This is a genomic window from Stenotrophomonas sp. NLF4-10, from assembly GCF_022359915.1.
Lineage (GTDB): Bacteria > Pseudomonadota > Gammaproteobacteria > Xanthomonadales > Xanthomonadaceae > Stenotrophomonas > Stenotrophomonas daejeonensis.
Genome location: NZ_JAKSEE010000002.1, coordinates 1 through 19,552 on the forward strand (window position 1 = coordinate 1; position 19,552 = coordinate 19,552).

12 protein-coding genes are annotated in these 19,552 nt (G+C 69.3%); 1 reads left to right on the forward strand and 11 read right to left on the reverse strand.

Annotation, left to right across the window (positions count from 1 at the left end):
• Positions 1 to 39: 39 nt before the first annotated feature.
• The 11 genes from MIC98_RS00075 to MIC98_RS00125 all read right to left on the reverse strand — a co-directional run bounded on the left by MIC98_RS00075 (position 40) and on the right by MIC98_RS00125 (position 15,854).
• Positions 40 to 1,368, reverse strand: coding sequence for a 7TM-DISM domain-containing protein (locus tag MIC98_RS00075; protein ID WP_239734855.1), 1,329 nt, complete (start codon positions 1,366 to 1,368; stop codon positions 40 to 42).
• 67 nt (positions 1,369 to 1,435) lie between these two features.
• The gene (locus tag MIC98_RS00080; RefSeq protein ID WP_239734856.1) at positions 1,436 to 2,086 is read right to left on the reverse strand and encodes a response regulator transcription factor; all 651 of its coding nucleotides are present in this window, start codon (positions 2,084 to 2,086) and stop codon (positions 1,436 to 1,438) included.
• A gap of 157 nt (positions 2,087 to 2,243) precedes the next feature.
• Positions 2,244 to 3,683 carry a glycoside hydrolase family 47 protein gene (locus MIC98_RS00085; RefSeq protein WP_239734857.1) on the reverse strand — a complete coding sequence of 480 codons (1,440 nt, stop codon included), beginning with the start codon at positions 3,681 to 3,683 and terminating at the stop codon, positions 2,244 to 2,246.
• Positions 3,684 to 3,709: 26 nt separating this feature from the next.
• Positions 3,710 to 6,349, reverse strand: coding sequence for a glycoside hydrolase family 2 protein (locus MIC98_RS00090; RefSeq protein WP_239734858.1), 2,640 nt, complete (start codon positions 6,347 to 6,349; stop codon positions 3,710 to 3,712).
• 157 nt (positions 6,350 to 6,506) lie between these two features.
• Positions 6,507 to 7,730 carry an AGE family epimerase/isomerase gene (locus MIC98_RS00095; RefSeq protein ID WP_239734859.1) on the reverse strand — a complete coding sequence of 408 codons (1,224 nt, stop codon included), beginning with the start codon at positions 7,728 to 7,730 and terminating at the stop codon, positions 6,507 to 6,509.
• Positions 7,727 to 8,722: a carbohydrate kinase gene (locus MIC98_RS00100; protein WP_057640207.1), complete on the reverse strand. Its 996-nt coding sequence runs from the start codon at positions 8,720 to 8,722 to the stop codon at positions 7,727 to 7,729. The genes MIC98_RS00095 and MIC98_RS00100 overlap by 4 nt, the downstream gene beginning before the upstream one ends.
• 6 nt (positions 8,723 to 8,728) lie before the next feature.
• A complete protein-coding gene (gene fucP, locus MIC98_RS00105) occupies positions 8,729 to 10,039 on the reverse strand; it encodes an L-fucose:H+ symporter permease (protein ID WP_239734860.1) in 1,311 nt (436 codons plus the stop codon).
• Positions 10,040 to 10,077: 38 nt separating this feature from the next.
• The gene (locus MIC98_RS00110) at positions 10,078 to 11,079 is read right to left on the reverse strand and encodes a LacI family DNA-binding transcriptional regulator (protein ID WP_239734863.1); all 1,002 of its coding nucleotides are present in this window, start codon (positions 11,077 to 11,079) and stop codon (positions 10,078 to 10,080) included.
• 334 nt (positions 11,080 to 11,413) lie between these two features.
• Positions 11,414 to 12,151 (reverse strand): copper homeostasis protein CutC, encoded by a 738-nt coding sequence (locus MIC98_RS00115; RefSeq protein ID WP_239734861.1) that lies wholly within the window; start codon positions 12,149 to 12,151, stop codon positions 11,414 to 11,416.
• A 2-nt stretch (positions 12,152 to 12,153) separates the two neighbouring features.
• Positions 12,154 to 13,176 carry a N(4)-(beta-N-acetylglucosaminyl)-L-asparaginase gene (locus MIC98_RS00120; RefSeq protein ID WP_239734862.1) on the reverse strand — a complete coding sequence of 341 codons (1,023 nt, stop codon included), beginning with the start codon at positions 13,174 to 13,176 and terminating at the stop codon, positions 12,154 to 12,156.
• 233 nt (positions 13,177 to 13,409) lie between these two features.
• Positions 13,410 to 15,854 carry a GH92 family glycosyl hydrolase gene (locus MIC98_RS00125; RefSeq protein WP_239734864.1) on the reverse strand — a complete coding sequence of 815 codons (2,445 nt, stop codon included), beginning with the start codon at positions 15,852 to 15,854 and terminating at the stop codon, positions 13,410 to 13,412.
• Positions 15,855 to 16,432: 578 nt separating this feature from the next.
• Here MIC98_RS00125 and MIC98_RS00130 point away from each other — a divergent pair.
• Positions 16,433 to 19,441, forward strand: a complete 3,009-nt coding sequence (locus MIC98_RS00130) for a TonB-dependent receptor (protein WP_239734865.1) — start codon at positions 16,433 to 16,435, stop codon at positions 19,439 to 19,441.
• The last annotated feature ends 111 nt before the right edge of the window (positions 19,442 to 19,552 follow it).

Here is a 19,552-nt window from a genome sequence, read left to right on the forward strand (position 1 = left end):
GTTCGGCCAGGTCCGCATGCTCGCGGCGCCGTGCTGTCGTCATACACAGGCGCAGGTCATCGCGCATCTCCTCCAAGCAGCCTGACGATCTCCCGCAGCGGCCATGTTCGTCCCGGCGCCTGCTCGACCCGCGCTGATCGCGCCGACCAGTGGTGCCGCCGAAGCCGTCGTGCAGGTCGCGCACCAGTTGCAGGCGTTCGCCGGCCCGGCCATGCGCCAGCTCCAGCGCGTGTTGTTGCCGCAAGGTCTCGCCAACTGGCCGGTGGCCTGCCGCACCTCTCGGCTCAGCTCGGCATTGAAGCCTTCCACCCGCTTCATGGTGTTGGCGAAGCGGTAGGCCAGCACGAAGCCCATGCCCAACAGCATCAGCGGCGAGGTGAACGAGCCAAGGTAGCTGACGCCGCCGTACCAGCCCATGTACACGCCGAGGTCGTGCAGCGAAACCACCACGGGCAGGACGATGCACAGGGCCAGCACCTGGCAGTCGCGGCGGTCGCTGCGCACGGCGTAGCCCATGAAGACGAACGACACCAGGTACAAGAACGCGATGACCGGCACCAGGTAGACGTTGCGGTACGGCCCCATCCACTGCGGCCACAGCAGCGCCGCGGCCATCAGCGCCACCGCGATGCCCAGCAGCAGGCGCTCGAAGCGCGGCCAGCGCCGTTGGCTGAAGCGCAGCAGGAACACCGTGTGCGCCGCGGCCGACATCACGTAGCAACCGCCGATGAAGGCCTGCCAGCCATCGGTGCTGGCGAACGGCCACGGGCTGGCGGCGAAGAAATTGGTGTCGTACAGGCGCCCGAACACCGCGCTCAGCGCGTACCAGCCGTACATCGTCTCCTGCCGGCGCAGCAGCCAGAACAGGCCGATCACCGCCGCCAGCACGAAGCCGATGGCGCTGTCGAGCAGTTGCAGGTCGTGGCGGACCAGCACCCCTTGGCGATACCGCGCCTGCAGCACCTGCGGGTCGCCCACGTCCACCACGCCGAACGACGGCTGGTAGGCGGCCAGGCCCGACACGCGCACCAGCAGCTCGTTCTCGCCCGGTTCGAGCAACGGCGCCTGCAGCAGGAAATAGCGCGGCATGTGCCAGCTGCGCGACAGCGGCTCGACCAGCGAGGGGTCGCGGTCGATCAGGCTGCCGTTGAGGTATACCGCGGCCGCCATGCAGGTGTAGTCGAGCAGCAGGCCGGTCGGCTGCCGCGCATCGTCCTGCCGCCAGCGCAGCCGGTACCAGACCACGCCGTCGTGCCCGGCCCAACGGGTCTGCCACTGGTCGGCCAGCGTCACCGGCACCCAGCCCCGTTCGGGCGGCCGCGTCGAATCCCAGCCGGCGCGCGCGGCCTCGGCGTGGACGATGCGCACGACCGGCTCCGCCCGGGCCGCGCCCGCCGCCATGCAGAGAGCAGCAGGAGCAGCCAGTGCCAGCGCCTCACGGCAACAACCCGAGTACGCGCGCCTCGAACACCGCCGCCGTGCGCGAACCCACGGCCAGCTTGCGGTAGATGTTGCGCGTGTGCGCTTCCACGGTGAGCCGCGAGAGCCCGAGCAGCTCGGCGATCTCGCGGTTGCCATAGCCCTGCGCCACCATGCCGAGGATGCCGCGCTCGCGCTCGGAGAGGTTGACCGCCTGCGCGTCGCCGGCACCGGCGCCGTTTCCTCCGGAAAGCAGGGCGAGGATGCGGCGGGCGATCATCGGGTCGATCGGGGCGCCGCCGCGCTGCAGGCTGCGCAGGGCGACGACCAGTTCCACGTCGTCGCGGTCCTTCATCAGGTAGCCGATGGCCCCGGCCCGCAGCGCGGTGAAGGTCAGTTGTTCCTCGGCGTAGGCGGACACGATCACCGACTGCACCTGCGGCGCATGCGATTGGATCCAGCCGATCAGCTCGATGCCGTTGCCGTCGGGGAGCTGCATGTCCACCAGCGCCAGGTCGAAGCGTTCGGCTTCCAGCAACGCGCGCGCCTGCCCCAGGTCCGCCGCCGTGCGCACGCTGGCCGGTGCCTCGTCCAGCGCCTCGCGCACCAGCCCGGCAAGGCGTACCTGCGTGGCCGCATCGTCGTCGACTATCAGGATGGAAGACAACGCCAACGCCCCTGCTCCCCGGATTGCGATGGGCAGAGTGTACCTTTCCTCTCCCATGCTCTCAGGCGACGCCGAACCTGCGCCGCCGGCCGCAGTGGACGCCATCGCAAACATGGCGGACAGGCCCGGATGCCTGCCCGCCATGCCGGGTGCCGCCTTACCAGGTGCGGCGCAGCGGGTGGGCCTCGGTGTTGAAGACGATGGCGTCGAAGTCCAGCGCGGTGGCCGGCGCGAACAGCAGGTAGTAGTACTTGAACGTCTCGGCGAACAGGAAGCTCTCCATCGAGTCGTCCTTCTCCTTGCTGCGCACGTCCTTCAGCGCGGCGAAACCGTGTTCGGTGCGGGTGTACTTCACGAAATCGTCGAAGAACTCCCTGCCCATGCCGCGGTAGCGCGCGTCGCCGGTGTAGTGGTGCAGGTAATACGCGGACTCGACGATCTCCGGGCGCAGCGCATAGCCGGGCGAGCGCACTTCCATCGCCGCGTAGTCCAGCGATTCCGGCTCGATGCCGTTCAGGCGCCACATCTTCAGGTTGGATTCCTGCAGGCGCTTGGCGCGGTCGAGGTCGCCGCCCAGCGCAAGCAGGCCCGGCATGAACGCATCCAGCGCGCCGTAGGTGGTGGAGGTGCGCGCGCCGCTGTCCATGTCGGCGTGGCCGTACCACAGCTCGCCCTCGCGCACCTCGTCGGCCAGGTACTGGTTGAGCGGGCCGATGCTGTCCTCCCACATGCGCTTGCAGTCCTCGTCGCCGAACAGCTTCCAGCACTTGAGCAGGTATTCGTAGTACGAGTCGATGCCGCCGGCGATCGAGGCGTCCTTGTCGGTCCACTCGCCGGTCTCGACGTTGATGTTCAGGCCGACCAGGCCGATCTTCGAGCGACGGTTGTACGTTTCCACCAGCGCGCGCTTGGCCTTGTCGTAGTACGCCTGCTTGCCGGTGAGCTTGGCCAGGGTGCCGAACTCCAGCAGCAGGGTACCGGTCTCGGCCGGGTTGCTGATGGTGCCGCTGGTCTTGCCGGTGCGCAGGTTGACGTGGGTGTACGGCAGGCCGGTGGGGCTGTCGAACACCGGCGACAGGCGCGTGCCGAGGTCGTCGGCGAGCTTGAGCAGGTGCTCGTCGCCGGTCATCTGGTAGCCGGACAGCAGGCCGCCGAGCAGGCGGATGGTGACCTCGAAGTTCTGCACGTCGATGTCCTGGTCGAACGAGAGCCGGGTGACGATCAGCTCGCGCGCCTCGGCGGCCTCCTTGTCCAGGCCGAGCAGCAGCAGCGTGTCCAGCGCATCGACCGGCGACATCAGCAGCGGCACCGGGTACCAGTCGCGCGGCTGCGCGCTGATCGGTTTCAGGTCGTCGTGGCCCTTGGCGTATTGCATGTAGCCCTGCCACGCATGGCGGGTGGCCTCACGCACCTGCTCGGCCATGCGCGCGGCCTCGGCGTCGTCGACGGCCGGCACTTCGGTGGCTGCCGCCGTGGCGGCAGCGGCATCGGTCGCCGCGGGCACGGCGCTCAGGGCGGGGGCCTGCGGGTCGTTGCAGGCGGACAGTGCCAGCACCAGGGCGGCAACCAGGGGGGCGGTACGCAGGGCTCGGGTCATCATCGGGTCCTCGGGGTGGGAGTGGTTCAGCGGGATGGAACGGAAGGAGCGTGCAGGGTGTCGCCCAGCGTCCGCAGCTGCAGCGCGGCACGCAGGGTGGGCAGGTCGGCGCGGCTGCGCACGGCCAGTTCGCGGGTTTCGCCGGGCAGCAGGTCGAAGGCGTTGTCTTCCGGCTCGGCGGCGACGTCGCCGAAGTCGATCCACGCCGCGCGCACGAGGCCGCGTGCCTGCAACCGCAGGCGATAGCGGTCGCCATCGGCGCGCAGTTCGGCCTGCAGCTGGCCGGCGGCCAGCGCCTGTTCCTTCGCCGGCACGAAATGCACCAGCCGCCGCGCCAGCACCGTGCCGTCGTGCAGCAGCTCGAACACGGCCACGCTGCGCGCCGGGTCGTGGCCCTTGAGCAGGTCGGCATCGACGAAGCGCGCCACGTCGGTCACGCCCATCGGCGACAGGGTGACGGTTTCCTGCTGGCGCGCGGACTCGCGGCCATCGACGTCCATCACCCGCACGCGCCACTGCGCGGTGATCGCGTCGCGGCCATCGTTGAGCAGGCTGAAGCGGGTAACGCCGTCATCGTCGCGCAGTGCCGCCACCGCCACCCCGGCGAAGAAGCGGCGCGCATGAAAGTGCAGCGCCTTCCAGTTGCCGTAATAGTCGAGGCTCGACCACGACGCGCCCGGCCACACGTCGTTGAGCTGCCAGTACAGCGAGCCCATGGTGTACGGACGCGAGGCACGGTGGTGCAGCGCGGCCAGCTCGATGCCCTCGGCCTGCATCACCTGGCTCAGATAGACGAAATCGGGGAAGGAGCGCGGCGTGCCGTATTCGCGCTCGATGTAGTGCAGCAGGCGTTCGTTGCCCTTGCCGGCCATGAACTTCTGGTGGGCGCGGATCACCGGGCCGTCGATGGCCTGCTCGTCGCGCGCGGCGAACGCATCCACGGTGGAAAGCCGCGGCCATGCCTGCAGGCCGTATTCGGACATGAAGCGCGGCGTCTCGCGCAGGTAGGCGGTCGCCGGCAGCGCCGGGCCGCCCCACACGTCCCAGTAGTGCTTGTCGCCGCGCCGGGAGTCGTTGGCCTTCGCGTCGAGGTCATTGCCCGGCGAGCTGGACCAGTACGGCACGCCCAGCCCTTCTTCGGCCACCACCTGCCGCAGGTCGTTGCCGAACAGGTCGACGTAGCCCTGCCACACCTGCGCGGCGAACGCGGGGTCGGCCTCGGCCAGCTGCTTGCCGTGGCCCCAGTCCTTCCACGCGGTTTCTTCCTCGTTGTTGCCGCACCACAGCACGATGCTGGGGTGGTGGCGCAGGCGGCGGACGTTGTCGCGCGCCTCGGCCACCACGCTGGCGCGGAACGCCGGGTCGTAACCGGGCTGCATGCCGCCGCCGAACATGAAGTCCTGCCAGACCAGCAGCCCCAGTTCGTCGGCGATGTCGAAGAAATCGTCGCTCTCGTAGTAGCCGCCGCCCCAGTTGCGCAGCATGTTCATGTTGGCGTCGCGCGCGGCCTGCAGGTCGCGGCGCAGGCGCTCGCGGGTGACCCGTGCCGGGAACGCATCGAACGGGATCACGTTGGCGCCCTTGGCGAACACCGGCACGCCGTTGATGACGAAGGCGAAACCCTGCCCGCCCTCGGCGTCGGCGTCGCGCTGCAACTGCACCGTGCGCAGGCCGGTGCGCCGGGTGACGGCATCCGCACCCTGCACGCTGGCGCGCACCGTGTAGCGGTCCTGCACGCCATAGCCCACCGGCCACCAGCGGCGCGGCTGCGCGATTTCCAGCGGCAGCTGCACGCGGTTGTCGCCGGGCCGCAACGCCACCTCGCGTTCGACGGCGGCAACGCGCTTGCCGTCCGGGTCGAACGCTTCCACGGTCACGCGGGCGCTGCCGGCGGCTTCCCCCTGCTCCACCTGCAGCTGCGCGGTCAGTGCGGCGCGCTGGTCGTCGAGCACGTCGGTGCGCACCGCCAGATCGGTGATGCGGCGCGCATCCCAGCTGTCCAGACGCACCTCGCGCCACACGCCGGCGGTGACGTAGCGCGGCCCCCAGTCCCAGCCGAAGTGGTAGGCCGGCTTGCGCGCGAAGTTGCCGACCATCGCGTCGGCGGGCTCGTCGCCATAGGGCGAGGGATAGTTGCCGGCGATCCTGTGCGGCATCGCCTGCACCTGCGGCAACAGGGTACGGATCGGCGAGCGGAACACGATGCGCAGCTCGTTGCCCTGCGCGCGCAGGCGGCCATCGACGCGCGCACGCCAGCTGCGGTGCGCGTTGTCGGCCCGCAGCAGCGGCTGGCCGTTGAGGCTGACCTCGGCGAAGGTGTCCAGCCCGTCGAAGCGCAGCTCGGCATGGCGACGGGCCAGCGTCGCCGCATCGACGTCGAAGCGCGCGCGGTATTCCCAGTCAGCCAGGCCGATCCATTGCAGCCCGGCTTCGGCCGCGCCGACGTAGGGGTCGCCGATCACGCCGGCCGCCAGCAGGTCGGTGTGCACGCTGCCGGGCACCTGCGCCGGCCGCCACGCGTCCAGCCCGGGATGCGCCTGCGACTGCGCATCGCCCGGCAGCAGGCGGAAGCTCCATTGCGCCGGCAGCGGCGCGGCCAGCGCGATGCCGGCAAGCGCGCACAGGGCGAGCAGCAGTACATATCGCCAGAAGACCCGGGCTTGCATCGATCCAAATCGAATGCGTCTGTGCTGCACGTTGTTTGTCTCCTGCCCTGTCATTCCCCGCGAAGGCGGGATTCGCCATTTGACGGACGAGCGTTCGCCCGTTGCCGCCGTCTCGTGCCCCCTCCCTTTCGCCGCAGGCAAAGGGGAGGAGCAAAGCTCAGCCCACCACGTTCAACACTTCGTGACAGGCGCCCATCGTGTGGTAGTCGGTCTTGCCGGCCGGGCTCTTCTCGTCGTCGTACTTGCGGTTGTCGGCGTCGAGGATGCGGAACCATGCACCGTATTGGTGATCGACGAGATGCTTCCACGAATACGCCCACAGCTTTTCGTACCACTGCCAGTACGCGTCGTCGCCGGTGCGGTGGGCGAGCAGCGCGGCAGCGGCCAGCGACTCGGCCTGCACCCAGAAATACTTGTCGTCGTCGCAGACGAAGCTGTCGCCGCCGATGGCCGCACCGTGCATGCCCGGCTGGCGCCGCGCTTCCGGCGCGAAGCCGTAGTACAGGCCGCCGCGCGCCTCGTCCCACGAACGCGCGACCGCCGTGTCGAACAGGTGGCGCGCGGTCGGCAGCAGCCAGTCGGCCGCGACGTGGCGGTCGAGGATCATCAGCAGTTTGGCCCATTCGGTCTGGTGGCCGGGCTGGAAGCCCCACGGCCGGAACAGGTGCTTCGGGTTGTCGAGGTTGTAGTCCCAGTCGATGTTCCAGTCGCTGTCGTAGTGTTCCCACACCAGTCCGCCGGCCTTGGCCGCCTGCCGGCGGGTCATGTTGTCGGCCAGTTGCAATGCGCGTTGCAGGTAGCGTTGCTCGCCACTGGCCTCGAACGCGGCCAGCATCGCCTCGCACATGTGCATGTTGGCGTTCTGGCCGCGGTAGCCGGTGAAGTTCCAGTGCGCGTCGGCCTCGTCGCGGTACAGGCCGTGCTGCGGTTCCCAGAAGTGCTTCTCCAGTAGTTGCCAGGTCTCGTCCATCCACTCGCGCCCCTGCTCGATGCCGGCCTTGAGCGCGCAGCTGTAGGCCAGCAGCACGAAGGCCACGCCGTAGCAGTGGTTCATGTCGTCCTCGACCTGCCCATCGCGCAGCGTCCACGCGTAGCCGCCGGTGGCCGGGTTGCGGTGCACCTCGCGCAGGTAGCGCAGGCCGTGCTTCACCGCGTCCAGATACTCGGCATTGCCGAACGCGCGCCAGGCCATCGCGTAGTTGAAGACGAAGCGGGTGCTGCTGACCAGGTGGCGATGGCCGGCGTCGTACACCGTGCCGTCGTCCTTGTAGTAGTGGAAGAAGCCGCCGGCCGGGTCGATGCAGCGCGGGTGGTAGAAGGCCATCGTGTCGGCGACGTGCGCGCGCAGGAAGGCGGGCGAACGGAAATCGGGAGCGTTCATGCGGTGGCCTCTTGTTGGCTCAGCAGTCGTTGTACTTCGTCCAGCGTGGGCATCGCGGCGAAGGCGCCCTTGCGGGTGACCGCCAGCGCGCCCACCGCCGCGGCGAAGCGCAGGGTGTCGTTGATCGCCACCGGGTCGTGGCAGAAGGCGGCGAAGGCGGCGCCGGTGCCGCCGCGCTCGGCCAGCCCGTACAGCACGCCGCCGACGAAGGCGTCGCCGGCCGCAGTGGTATCGGCCACCGGCACGCGGAAGCTCGGCACCTCGCCGTTAGCGTCGCGGGTATGCCAGCGCAGCGGCGCGGCGCCGTCGGTGACCACCACCCAGCGCGCCTGCGCGGCCAGCAACCGGCGCAGCACCTGCGCCTGGCCGTCGCTGCCCAGCGGCCGTGCCAGGTAGTCCAGTTCCTCGTGCGAGAGCTTGACCAGGTCGGCGCGTTCCAGTGCCTGCCACAGCCGCGGCGTCGGGTCGGTGCCGGCCGGCCACAGCGCCGGGCGCAGGTTGAGGTCGAGGCTGACCACCGCGCCGGCGGCGCGGGCGCGGTCCATGCCGGCGAAGGTGGCCGCGGCGATCTCCGGCTCGGTCAGGCTGTTGGAGCAGACGTGGAAGCAGCCGGTGCCGTCGAAGCAGGCCGGCTGGAAGTGCTCGGCGCGGAACAGCAGGTCCGCCGCCGGCGGCCGGTAAAAGCTGAAGCTGCGCTCGCCGGCGGCGTCCAGCGCGACGAAGGCCAGCGCGGTCTTGGCTGCGTCGGTGCGGACGATGCAGTCGGTGAGCACCCCGGCCTCGGCCAGGCTGTCGGCGAGGAAGTCGCCGAACATGTCGCGCCCCAGCATGCCGGCGAAATGGCTGCGCGCGCCCAGCCGCGCCACCGCCACCGCGACGTTGGCCGGGGCGCCGCCGGCGTACTGCAGGAAGGCGCGCGGCGTTTCCGGCGTGGCCGGCGGCTGCGCCAGTAGATCGATCAAAATTTCGCCGAAACAAACGATCTTGCCCATCTGGACTCAGCCCCCCTGGCTGCTGCCGCTGGCGGCACGCGCGCCGACCATGCCGTAGAAGATGATGTAGCCGTAGCACAGCAACGGCAGAATGAAACTGGCCTGCACGCCGATGCGATCGGCCAGCTGGCCCTGCAGGTACGGCACCACCGCGCCGCCGACGATGGCCATGATCAGCAGGCTCGACCCCTTGTTGGTCAGCGGCCCCAGCCGCTCGATGCCGAGCGCGAAGATGGTCGGGAACATGATCGAGTTGAACAGGCCGATCGCCACCACCGAATACAGAGCGGTACCGCCCGTGTTGGTCATGGTCAGCGCCAGCAGGCCGACGTTGACCAGCGCGAAGATCGCCAGCAGCCGGCTCGGCGAGAAGCGGGCCAGCAGCGCCGAGCCGGCGAAGCGGCCGATCATCGCCATCGTCCAGTACGCCGACACGTAGCCGGTGGCCTCCTGCTCGCTGAAGCCGCCGATGTCGGGCATCGACAGGTAGTTGACCAGGAAACTGCCGATCGACACTTCCGCGCCGACGTAGAAGAAGATGCCGAGCACGCCGAGCAGCAGGTGGCGGTGGCGCAGCGCGTCGGCATAGGTATGCCGCGCATGGTCGGCCCGTTCGCTGCTTTCGCTCAGGGTCGGCAGGCGGAACAGGAACACGAACAGCGCCAGCAGGAACAGCGCGACCGCCAGCCCGAGGTACGGCCCCTGCACCGACTGCGCCTCGGCCGCGCGGTAGGCCGCCTGCTCGGCCAGCGGCAGCGCGGCGATGTCGTCGGCGCCCTTGACCGTGTTGCCGAGGATCAGCAGGCCGCCGAAGATCGGCGCGATCGCCGTACCCAGCGAATTGAGCGCCTGCGCCAGCGTCAGCCGGCTGGAGCTGGTGCGCTCCGGCCCCAGCAGCGCCACGTAGGGGTTGGCCGCCACCTGCAGCACGGTGATGCCGGTGGCCAGCACGAACAATGCGGCGAGGAAGGCCGGGTATTCGCGCAGCGCCGCCGCCGGCCAGAAGCCGAGCGCGCCGATGCCGGCGATCACCAGCCCGGCGACGATGCCCTGCTTGTAGCCCAGCCGCGCCACCAGCCGCCCAGCCGGCAGCGACATCAGGAAGTAGGTGCCGAAGAAGGTGAACTGCACCAGCATCGCGCGCGCGTAGTTCAGCTCGAACACCGCCTTCAGGTGCGGGATCAGGATGTCGTTGAGGCAGGTCAGGAAGCCCCACATGAAGAAGATGCTGGTGACCACCGCCAGCGCGGCGCGCGGCGTGATCGGCGGCGCGGCCGCGGCGGACAGGGGTGGAACGGGAGTGGGAGTGGCAGGCATGCGCTACGGACCTCGGGATGCGTGGGAAGGAAACGGGCTCACGTGCGCGGGCTGCCGCTGCTTTCGCGGATGCACAGCGATACCGGCGCGATGGTGCGCACCGCGGGGGCGTCGGGCTTGTCCACGCGCTGCAGCAGCAGCGTGGCGGCCTGGCGGCCGCGCTCGCGTGGCGCCACCGACAGCGTGGTCAGGGTGGGCATGCTGACCGATGCCTCGGGAATGTCGTCGAAGCCGGTGACGGCGAAGCCCTTGCCCGGCTGGATGCCGCGCGAGGCCAGGCCCAGCATCAGCCCCAGCGCCACCGTGTCGTTGTAGCAGACCGCCGCGGTGGGGCTGGCGCCCTCGCCGAACAGCTCGGCGGTGCGCGAGGCCGCTTCCAGCCGGGTCGGCGCCGATTCGATCAGCCACTCCGGCACCACCTCCAGCCCAGCGCGCGCCATCGCGGCCTGGAAGCCGGCGCGACGCTGGCGGCACGAGCTGGAATCGGCATGGCCGCCGAAGAAGGCGATGCGGCGGTGGCCCAGCCCGATCAGGTGCTCGGTCGCCATGCGCGCGCCGCGCTCGTTGTCCAGCGCCAGGAAATCCCAGTCGTCGGCGCCGTCCAGTTCGCGGTTGAACAGCAGCACGTGACCGCGCAGGCCGAGCACCGGGCGCAGCATGGCCGCATCGCTGCCTTCGGCCGGCGACAGGATCACCCCGGCCGGCGAATGCTCCATCAACGAGGACAGCACCGCCTGCTGCCGCTGCGGCGATTCGCCGGTGCTGCCGAGCAGGGTGACGTAGCCGCGCTCGCCCAGCGCCTCGTCCACGCCGGCGGCGAATTCGGCGAAGAACGGGTTGGACAGGTCGTTGATCACCAGCGCCACGCTGGACGAGGTGCGCCGCCGCAGGTTGGCCGCGGCGCGGTTGTAGACATAGTCCTGGCGCTTGAGTTCGGCCTCGACCAGCGCGCGGGTGTCGGCGTGCACCAGCGGGCTGCCGCGCAGCACCAGCGACACCGTCGCCCGCGACACGCCGATGGCGCCGGCGATGTCCGACAAGGTGACGTTGCGGCGCGCGCCATGCTCCTTGCGCGGTGCCTTGGCGGCGGTTGCGGCATTGCCCGCGGAGGCCTTGGTGGCGGGCTTGCGTGGGGAAGAGGGGGACTTTCGGGTCACGACAGGCAGCTCCTGGCAGCCGGCGCACCGGCGCCCTGCTGGATGGGAAGGAAGGCCGGCACGTATCGCGCCGGGGTCCCCGCGCCGACAACTTGCGCGCGGGCTGCAGACGATACGGGATGAAGGCCGGTGCCGACGGACCGGGCACGATGTACGGCCCTGCGTGCCGCGACACGGCACGGCGCACGTTGCGATCCGGCACTGGCGGCAGGCGCGGTCATGCGAGCCGGTCCAGCGCGTCGCGCAGCGCACGCACGCGCGCCGGATCGGTCTGCTGCCAATCCGGCGCGAGCCCGGCCAGCGCCCGGTTGCGGAAGCGCATCGACGAGGCCCGCACGGCCTTGGCCGAGGCATGGAACTCGCGCGCGCCGGTGGCCCGCGCCAGCGCGGCGATATTGCCTGCGTCGATGCCCGCGCCGGGCATCACCGCCAACCGCTCGCCGGCCTGCTGCACGCAGGCGGCCAGCAGCGCCGCGCCCTGCGGCGCGCCGGCCTGCGCGCCGGAACTGAGCACGCGCCGGCAGCCCAGATCGATGATGTTTTCCAGCGCCCGCAGCGGCGCGCGCGCCGCGTCGAACGCGCGGTGGAAGGTGACCGCCAGCGGTCCGGCGGCTGCTACCAGCGCACGGCAGCGCGGCATGTCCACCCCGCCCTCGGCATTGAGCGCGCCGATCACCACGCCGTCGCAACCCAGCCGCACGCACTGCTCGATGTCGTGCAGCATGACCTCGGTTTCGGCATCGTCGTAAAGAAAATCACCCGGACGCGGCCGCACCAGCACGAACAGCGGCAGGCGCACGCGCTCGCGCGCCGAGGCCAGGGTGCCGTACGACGGCGTGGTGCCGCCGTATTCCAGTCCTTCGCACAGCTCCACGCGATCGGCACCGCCTGCCTGCGCGGCCAGCGCCGAGGCCAGCGAACCGGCGGCGATCTCCAGCGTGAAGCGCGCGGCCATGCTCACGCGCCTTCGCCCGGATACACCGCGCCCGAGTCCAGCAGCGCGTCCTGCCGCTGCGCGTCGCAGACCGCATAGACGAAGCCCGGGTGCAGCGCGAACGCGCCGACCTCGCCGTGGCGGTTGATCGCCAGGAAACACACCTGCAGCGACTTGCTCGCCTCCGGGCGCTTGCGCACCACGCGGTCGATGGCCTCGCGGCAGGCGTCCATCGGCGAGTGGCCCTGCCGCATCAGTTCGACGACGAGGAAGCTGGCGGCGTTACGGATCATCTCCTCGCCCACGCCCGAGGCGGTGGCCGCGCCGACCTCGTTGTCCACGTACAGGCCGGCGCCGACGATCGGGCTGTCGCCGACGCGGCCGCGCAGCTTCCATGCCATGCCGCTGGTGGTGCAGGCGCCGGCGAGGTTGCCGCGCTGGTCGATGGCGAGCATGCCAAGGGTGTCGTGGTTCTGGCTGTTGCCGGGAATCAGGCGGCGCTCGGCGTTGATCTGCGGCTGGTAGCGCGAGGTCTTCTTCCACTCTTCCCACGCCTGCACCGCTTCCGGGGTCAGCAGCGATTGTTTCTCGAAGCCCTGTTCGACCGCGAACTGCTGCGCGCCCTGCCCGACCAGCAGCACGTGCGGGGTCTGCTCCATCACGCGCCGCGCGACGCTGACCGGGTGGTCGATGTCTTCCAGCGCGGCGACCGCGCCGCAGCGGCCGTCGCCGTCCATGATGCTGGCGTCCAGGGTCAGCACGCCGTCGCGGTCGGGGTAGCCGCAATGGCCGACGGTGCTGTTGCACAGACCGGTTTCGGCCCAGCGCGCGCCCTGCTCCACCGCGTCCAGCGCGGTGCCGCCCGCGTGCAGCACATTCCATGCGGCCTGGTTGGCGGGCACGCCGAAATCCCATGTGGAGACGACGCGCGCACCGTTGGCGGCGGCGATGACTGGTTGTTTGCTGGTCGCGCTTGCGATGCCCGGCAGCGCCAATGCGCCGCCGGCCAAGGCCATCTGTTGCAGGAATTCGCGTCGGGTGTTCATGGGATGGCTCCAGCTTTACAAAGCCCCTCTCCCTTCGGGGTGAGAGGGACAGTTCGCGAACCACTGGTTCGCTGTTCCTCGAACGCCCTTGCGCTGGCGCAAGGGCCGGGACGCGGAGCGGGGGTTGGGGTGAGGGGCAATGGAGTACGAATGATCAACCATCACGGACTACGTTCGCCCCTCATCCGCCCTTCGGGCACCTTCTCCCGGAGGGAGAAGGGAGCATCCACAGCTCACTGCACCACCGCCGGGCACAACGCCGGCGGGGCATCAGCAACATGCGTTCCCCACCCCTGCGTATCCGGCGCGGCATCCAGCACATAGGCCAGCGTGCCGCCCTGCTGCAAACGGCCCACGTCCACCCACGTCGCCGACTGCGGCCTGCCGTCGAGGCTGGCCGAGCGGATGTAGCGCACGCCGTCGTTGGCGCCCGGCGCACGCACGCTCAGGGTGCGGCCGTTCTCCAGCGCGATGTCGATGCGGTCGAAGCGCGGCGGGTGCAGCAGCATCTGCCCGCTGCCGGGCATCAGCGGTGAGAAGCCCATCGCGCCGAACAGGTACCACGCCGACATGGTGCCGAGGTCGTCGTTGCCGGTGACGCCGTTGGGTGCGTTGGTGAACAGCGTCTGCGCCGCGCGCAGCACGGTGGCGGTCTTCCACGGCTGGCCGATCAGGCTGTACAGCCCCGGCACGTGCATGGTCGGCTCGTTGTTCGGGTTGAAGCGGTACTGGCCGTAGTAGCTGTACGGCCCGGCCACCCACGCCTTGCGCGCTGCGCCATCCGGGTCGGCGAGCAGTTCGTCGTAGGCGAAGAACGCGTCCAGCCGCCTGCCCATCGCCTCGCGCCCGCCCATCGCCTGCGCCAGCGACGGCAGGTCCTGCGGCACCAGCCATTGGTACTGCCAGCTGGTGCCTTCGTGGAAGCCATAGTGCGAGCGCGGGTCGTAGCTGCCGGTGGGCGGGGTGAACCATTCGCCACCTTCCATGCGCGGCCGCGGGAAGCCGGCGAAACCGGTATCGGCCTCGGCGAGGTCGGCATCCCACACCTTGCGCCAGTTGCCGGCGCGCGCACGCAGCGTCGCGGCGGCATCGGCATGGCCGAGCGCGGCGGCCATCGGCGCCAGCGCGCAGTCGGCCAGCGCGTATTCCAGCGTCGCCGAACCACCCTGGTGCGGATCGACGTCCATGCCCTTGGCCGGGAAGGTGCGGTCGTAGAACACGAAGCCGTCCTTCAGGTAGTTGGCGTTGCCGGCGCGGCCCTCGTGGCGCGATTCCAGCGGCGGCACGCCTTCGGCGTTCTTCCACAGCGCCTGCCACGCTTCCTGCTCCATGCCCTGCAGTGCGCCGTAGCGCCACAGGTCGGCGAGGAACGGGGTGACCGGGTCGCCGGTCATCACGTTGCTGTCGAAATCGGCATAGCCCCAGCGCGGCAGCCAGCCGCCCTGCGCGTCGATCGCCAGCAGGCTGCGGCCGATGTCGCGGGCGCGCTGCGGGCGCAGCAGCGCCAGCAGCTGGTTCTGGCTGCGGTAGGTGTCCCACAGCGAGAAATACTCGTGGTAGGTCCAGCCGTCGGCCATATGGATGGCGTTGTCGTAGCCGCGGTAGCGGCCGTCGGCGTCGCTGCCGGTCATCGGTTGCAGCAGGGCGTGGTACAGCGCGGTGTAGAACACGCTGCGCTCGTCCTTGCTGCCGCCATGCACCTTGACGCTGGACAGCTCGCGCGCCCAGTCGGCCTGCGCGCGCTTGCGCATGGCGTCGAAGCCGAGCAGGCGGCCGTTGCCGTCGCTGCCCTCGCGGCGCAGGTTTTCGCGCGCGCCTTCGATGTCCACGTGCGAGATCGCGCTGACCGCGGTGACGCTGCGCCCGTCCTCCAGGTCGAAGCTGAGCCACGCGCCGTTGTACGGGTCGTGCTCGCTTTCCATGCTGAAGCGCGCGCCGGGCGTGCCGCCGGCCTGGCCCCAGACGCCGAACGCCTTGAACGGCCGGTCGAACTCGATGTGGAACCAGGTGGTGTACTGGTGGCCGCCGCAGAAGCTGAGCGTGGTCAGTTGCCCTTCCACCGCGCGGTCGCCGACCACGCGCACCTGGCTGCCGGTGACGCGGTGGCGGTTGTTGGCCTGGCTGACGTTGACCAGCACGTGGCCGCTACCGGCATCGGCGGCGAAGGTGTAGCGCTCGGCGGCGGCGCGGGTGAGCGCGGTGGCCTCGGCGTCGATGCCGCCGTAGTCGGTCAGGCGCACCCTGTAGTAGCCGGCCTGGCCGACCTCGCCATCGTGGGTGTAGCGCGCGCCGTAGCGCTTCTGGTCGAAGCTCTTCGCATCGCCGGTATCGAAATCGCCACCGGGGGCGATGCTGCCGGTCACCGGCAATACCGACACCTGCCCGCCCTGTTCCCAGCAGCCCGCGCCGGAGACGAAGGAGTGGCCGAAGCCGAGGATCTTGTCCTCGTCATAGCGCCAGCCGGCGTAATGCAGGCCAATCGAGCTGACCTGGATCAATCCGAACGGCGCCGACGCACCGGGGAAGGTATTGCCGTCGTCCTGGGTGCCGATGAAGGTGTTGACCTCGCGCTCGGGCGTGGCCGGGGCGGCCTGCGACAGCGGGGCAAGCGACACCGCCAGCAGGCAGGCGGCCGCGGCCAGCGGGCGGCGGAAACGGGAAGCGGTGGCGGACGGCATTCGGCTCACGGGCTGGATTCTCTGGGGCGATGTCGGTGCGGCGATAGGGTGGCCCGGCAATGCCGGGCCGTTGATGGCCGGCCCGCCCTTGCGGGACGGGGAGAGTGCCGGGCACCAGTGAATTTAGATCGATCCAAGTAAAGCATGGCCATTTCGGCCGATGCATTCTGCAACGCAACATCCACGGCCCGGCGCGCCTCTGCCCGCGCCTGATCGCGGCGCTGCCCTTCCGGCAGGATCGGCCGGCCCTTCCCCTTCATCCGGCCTCTCCGGGACCAGCGCCATATTGCGCAGCAACATGCGTCGGCCCCGGCACTGTGTTAAAAATTTCGCACCAATCGTTTAGATCGATCCAAATCAATTCGACGGCGATTGCAGGACAACCACGGGTCGGACCGCCCCTTCGGGGGCAGGCGAAGTACCCGCCTCGTCCGGCTTCAAATTTAGATCGATTCAATACCTTCGTGCAGTTACCGACTTCAATCCAGGAGAGGGAGAGCGGAATGAAACAGATGTCACGCACGCACGGCCGCCATGCGTTGTCCGCGGCCATCACGGCCGCACTGGTCGCCACGGCAATGCTGCCGGCCGGCGCCTTCGCACAGCAGGCCGGCACCCAGAACGCCGACGCCACCACGCTCGACGCGGTCACCGTCACCGGCTATCGCTACGCCATCGAGAAGAGCCTGGACCAGAAGCGCGACGCCAATGCGATCGTTGAGGTGATCAATGCCGAGGACGTCGGCAAGTTCCCCGACAAGAACGTGGCCGACGCGCTGCAGCGCGTGCCGGGCGTGATCGTCACCCGCAGTGGTGGCGAAGGCAAGAACGTCAGCGTGCGCGGCCTGTCCTCGGAGCTGACCCTGACCGAGTTGAACGGCAACTACATCGCCACCGCCGAATCCAACGGCGACCCGACCCGTTCGTTCAACTACACGCTGCTGCCGTCGAACATGCTGGGCAGCGCCGAACTGTTCAAGTCGCCGGAAGCGCGCATCGACGAGGGCGGCATCGGCGGCACGGTGATCCTGCACACCCGCCGTCCGCTGGACATGGAATCCAATACCGGCTTCGTCTCCGTCGAGGGCACCCGGGCCGACACCACCCAAAAGACCGACGGGCAGCTCTCCGCCTCGTACGCCTGGCATGACAAGGACGACCGCTTCGGCGTGTTCGTCGGCTATACCGACCAGAAGCGCACCACCCGCACGATGGGCGCCAGCACCGAGAGCTGGCAGTGGTATGGCCGCGATGAAGGCGGCACCGCGGTCGACGTCAACGGCAACCCTTCGGACTTCAACTCGAACTGGTGGGGCGGCACCGGCTTCTACGACCAGAACGGCAAGTACTACACCGGCTTCATGATGCCGACGTCGGTGAACCTCGACGTCAAGGAAGAGGAACGCGAGCGCAAGGGCGGCCAGTTGACCTTCCAGTTCAAGCCGCTGGACAACCTGACCCTGACCGCGAACTACTTCCGCTTCGAGCTGTCGCAGGACTCCCAGACCCACACCATCAAGGTGCCGGAATGGAACATCGCCCGCTATTGGGGCGACGGCAACTGGGCCGGCGGGCGCCTGCTCGACGGGATGACGATGGACCCCAGCGGCACCATCGTCACCGGCGCCGACTACAGCCTGCACCCGGGCAAGGCCTATTACTGCAGCGAGGACGAGGCCGCCGACGCCGGCATGGCGCCGGGCGGTTGGGGCTCGGATGACTGCACCATCCCGACCCCGCAGATCACCGGCAGCTACAACCTCGAGAAGGCACTGTCGCAGACCGTCGACTTTTCGGCCGAATGGCGCGGCGAGTCGGTCGACGTCGCCTTCAAGGGCGGGCGCACCTGGGCCAAGGGCGGTCCTTCGCTGCAGTTCTCGCTGCCGCTCAAGCCGCGTCGCCAGAATGCGGACGGCAGCTGGAGCCTGGGCAACCTGGCCAGTTCCTGGGACCTGACCGGCACCCCGTCGATGGTGTTCTCGCCGGAGCTGATGCAGAACCTGAAGGACGGCATCCTGCAGGTCGACCTCGGCTCCACCGGTTCGTCCTGGACCCGCAACACCAACGAGCAGAAGTACGCCCAGATCGACACCACCTGGCATACCGAGGCCGGCTTCTTCGAGTCGTTCCAGTTCGGCGTCAAGTACCGCGATGGCGGCATCCACCGCAGCACCGGCAACAGCTACTGGGCCTGCCCGGGCACCGACCCGAGCGACTACGAAAACCGCTATTGGAACGGCGGCTGCAACGACCTGGCCCTGCAGTTCTCGCCCGACTTCCTGTACGGCATGGGCAACCTGGCCGGCGGCATCAATGCCAGCGCGTTCCCGGCCATCGACTACCCGGCCTACATCGCCTACCTGAACAAGACCTACGGGCCGATGCAGACCCGCAACGAGGACAACTTCGTCTACAACGTCGACGAAAAGATCTACTCCACCTACCTGCAGGCCAACTTCCGCACCGAGCGCCTGCGCGGCAACGTCGGCGTGCGCGTGGTCAGCACCCGCCAGCACGCCGACTCCACCGACAAGGTCACCCTCTACAACGACTACTTCTACGACGACGCCAACGGCGATCCGCTGGCGTGCCAGGCGGGCGATGCGGTACCGGGCGGCGCGCCCGACCGTACCTACTGCGGCACCGAGGGCTACTGGCGGCTTTCGGACAGCGTGGCCCGGCCGGAGACCTTCGCGGTCAGCAGCCTGGAGCGCACCTACACCGACGTGCTGCCGAGCTTCAACCTGGCCTATGACCTGAGCGAGAACCTGCTGCTGCGCGCGGCGGCCTCCAAGGTGATCTCGCGCCCGAGCTACGGCAACATCGCCGCCCCGGGCAGCCTGGAATACTTCAGCCCCGAATACGTCAACGATCGCCGCCTGACCGGCGGCGCCGGCGAACAGGGCTGGTACGGCTCGGGCAGCAACAAGAACCTGGAGGCCTACAAGGCCACCCAGTACGACATCGGCCTGGAGTGGTACTTCCGCCCCGGCTCGGTGGTGGGCCTGGACCTGTTCCGCAAGGACGTCAGCAACTTCTCGGTGCCGGTGGTGCAGGACGTGACGCAGGACATCGGTGGCGAAACCGTGGTCGTGCAGAACTACTCGACCACCGCCGGCGGTCGCGACGCGGTTTCGCAGGGCGCGGAGTTCTATGCCCAGCACACGCTGGATTTCGGCCTGGGCTTCCAGGCGAACTACACCTGGAACGACACCAACGAAGCGGCCATCACCCTCGAGGACGGCACCGAGATCGGCAAGTCGCCGCTGGTCGGCAGCGCCAAGAACCAGGCCAACTTTACCGTGTTCTACGAAGTGGAGAAGCTGCTGCTGCGTGCCTCGTGGAACCGTCGTGGCGAAGTGGTGCAGGGCCTGGTCAGCGGCCTGAACCTCTACCAGGAGCCCTACCAGCAGATCGACCTGAACGCCGCCTACAACGTCACCCCGGCGCTCAGCCTGAGCGCCTCGGTGTTGAACCTGACCAAGGAAGAGACGCGTACCCACCTGGGCAACGACACCAAAAACCGCTTCTACTCCAACGGTTATGCCGGTCGCGTTGTCTACCTCGGCTTGAACTACAAGTTCTGACCCCTGCCCTTCGGGGCAGCCTACGTCGACAGCCGCGCTGGTACAGGCGGCTGTCGTCGTTTGTGCACCAGCCCACTCATGGCTCGTGGGAGCGGGTTATCCCCCGACACG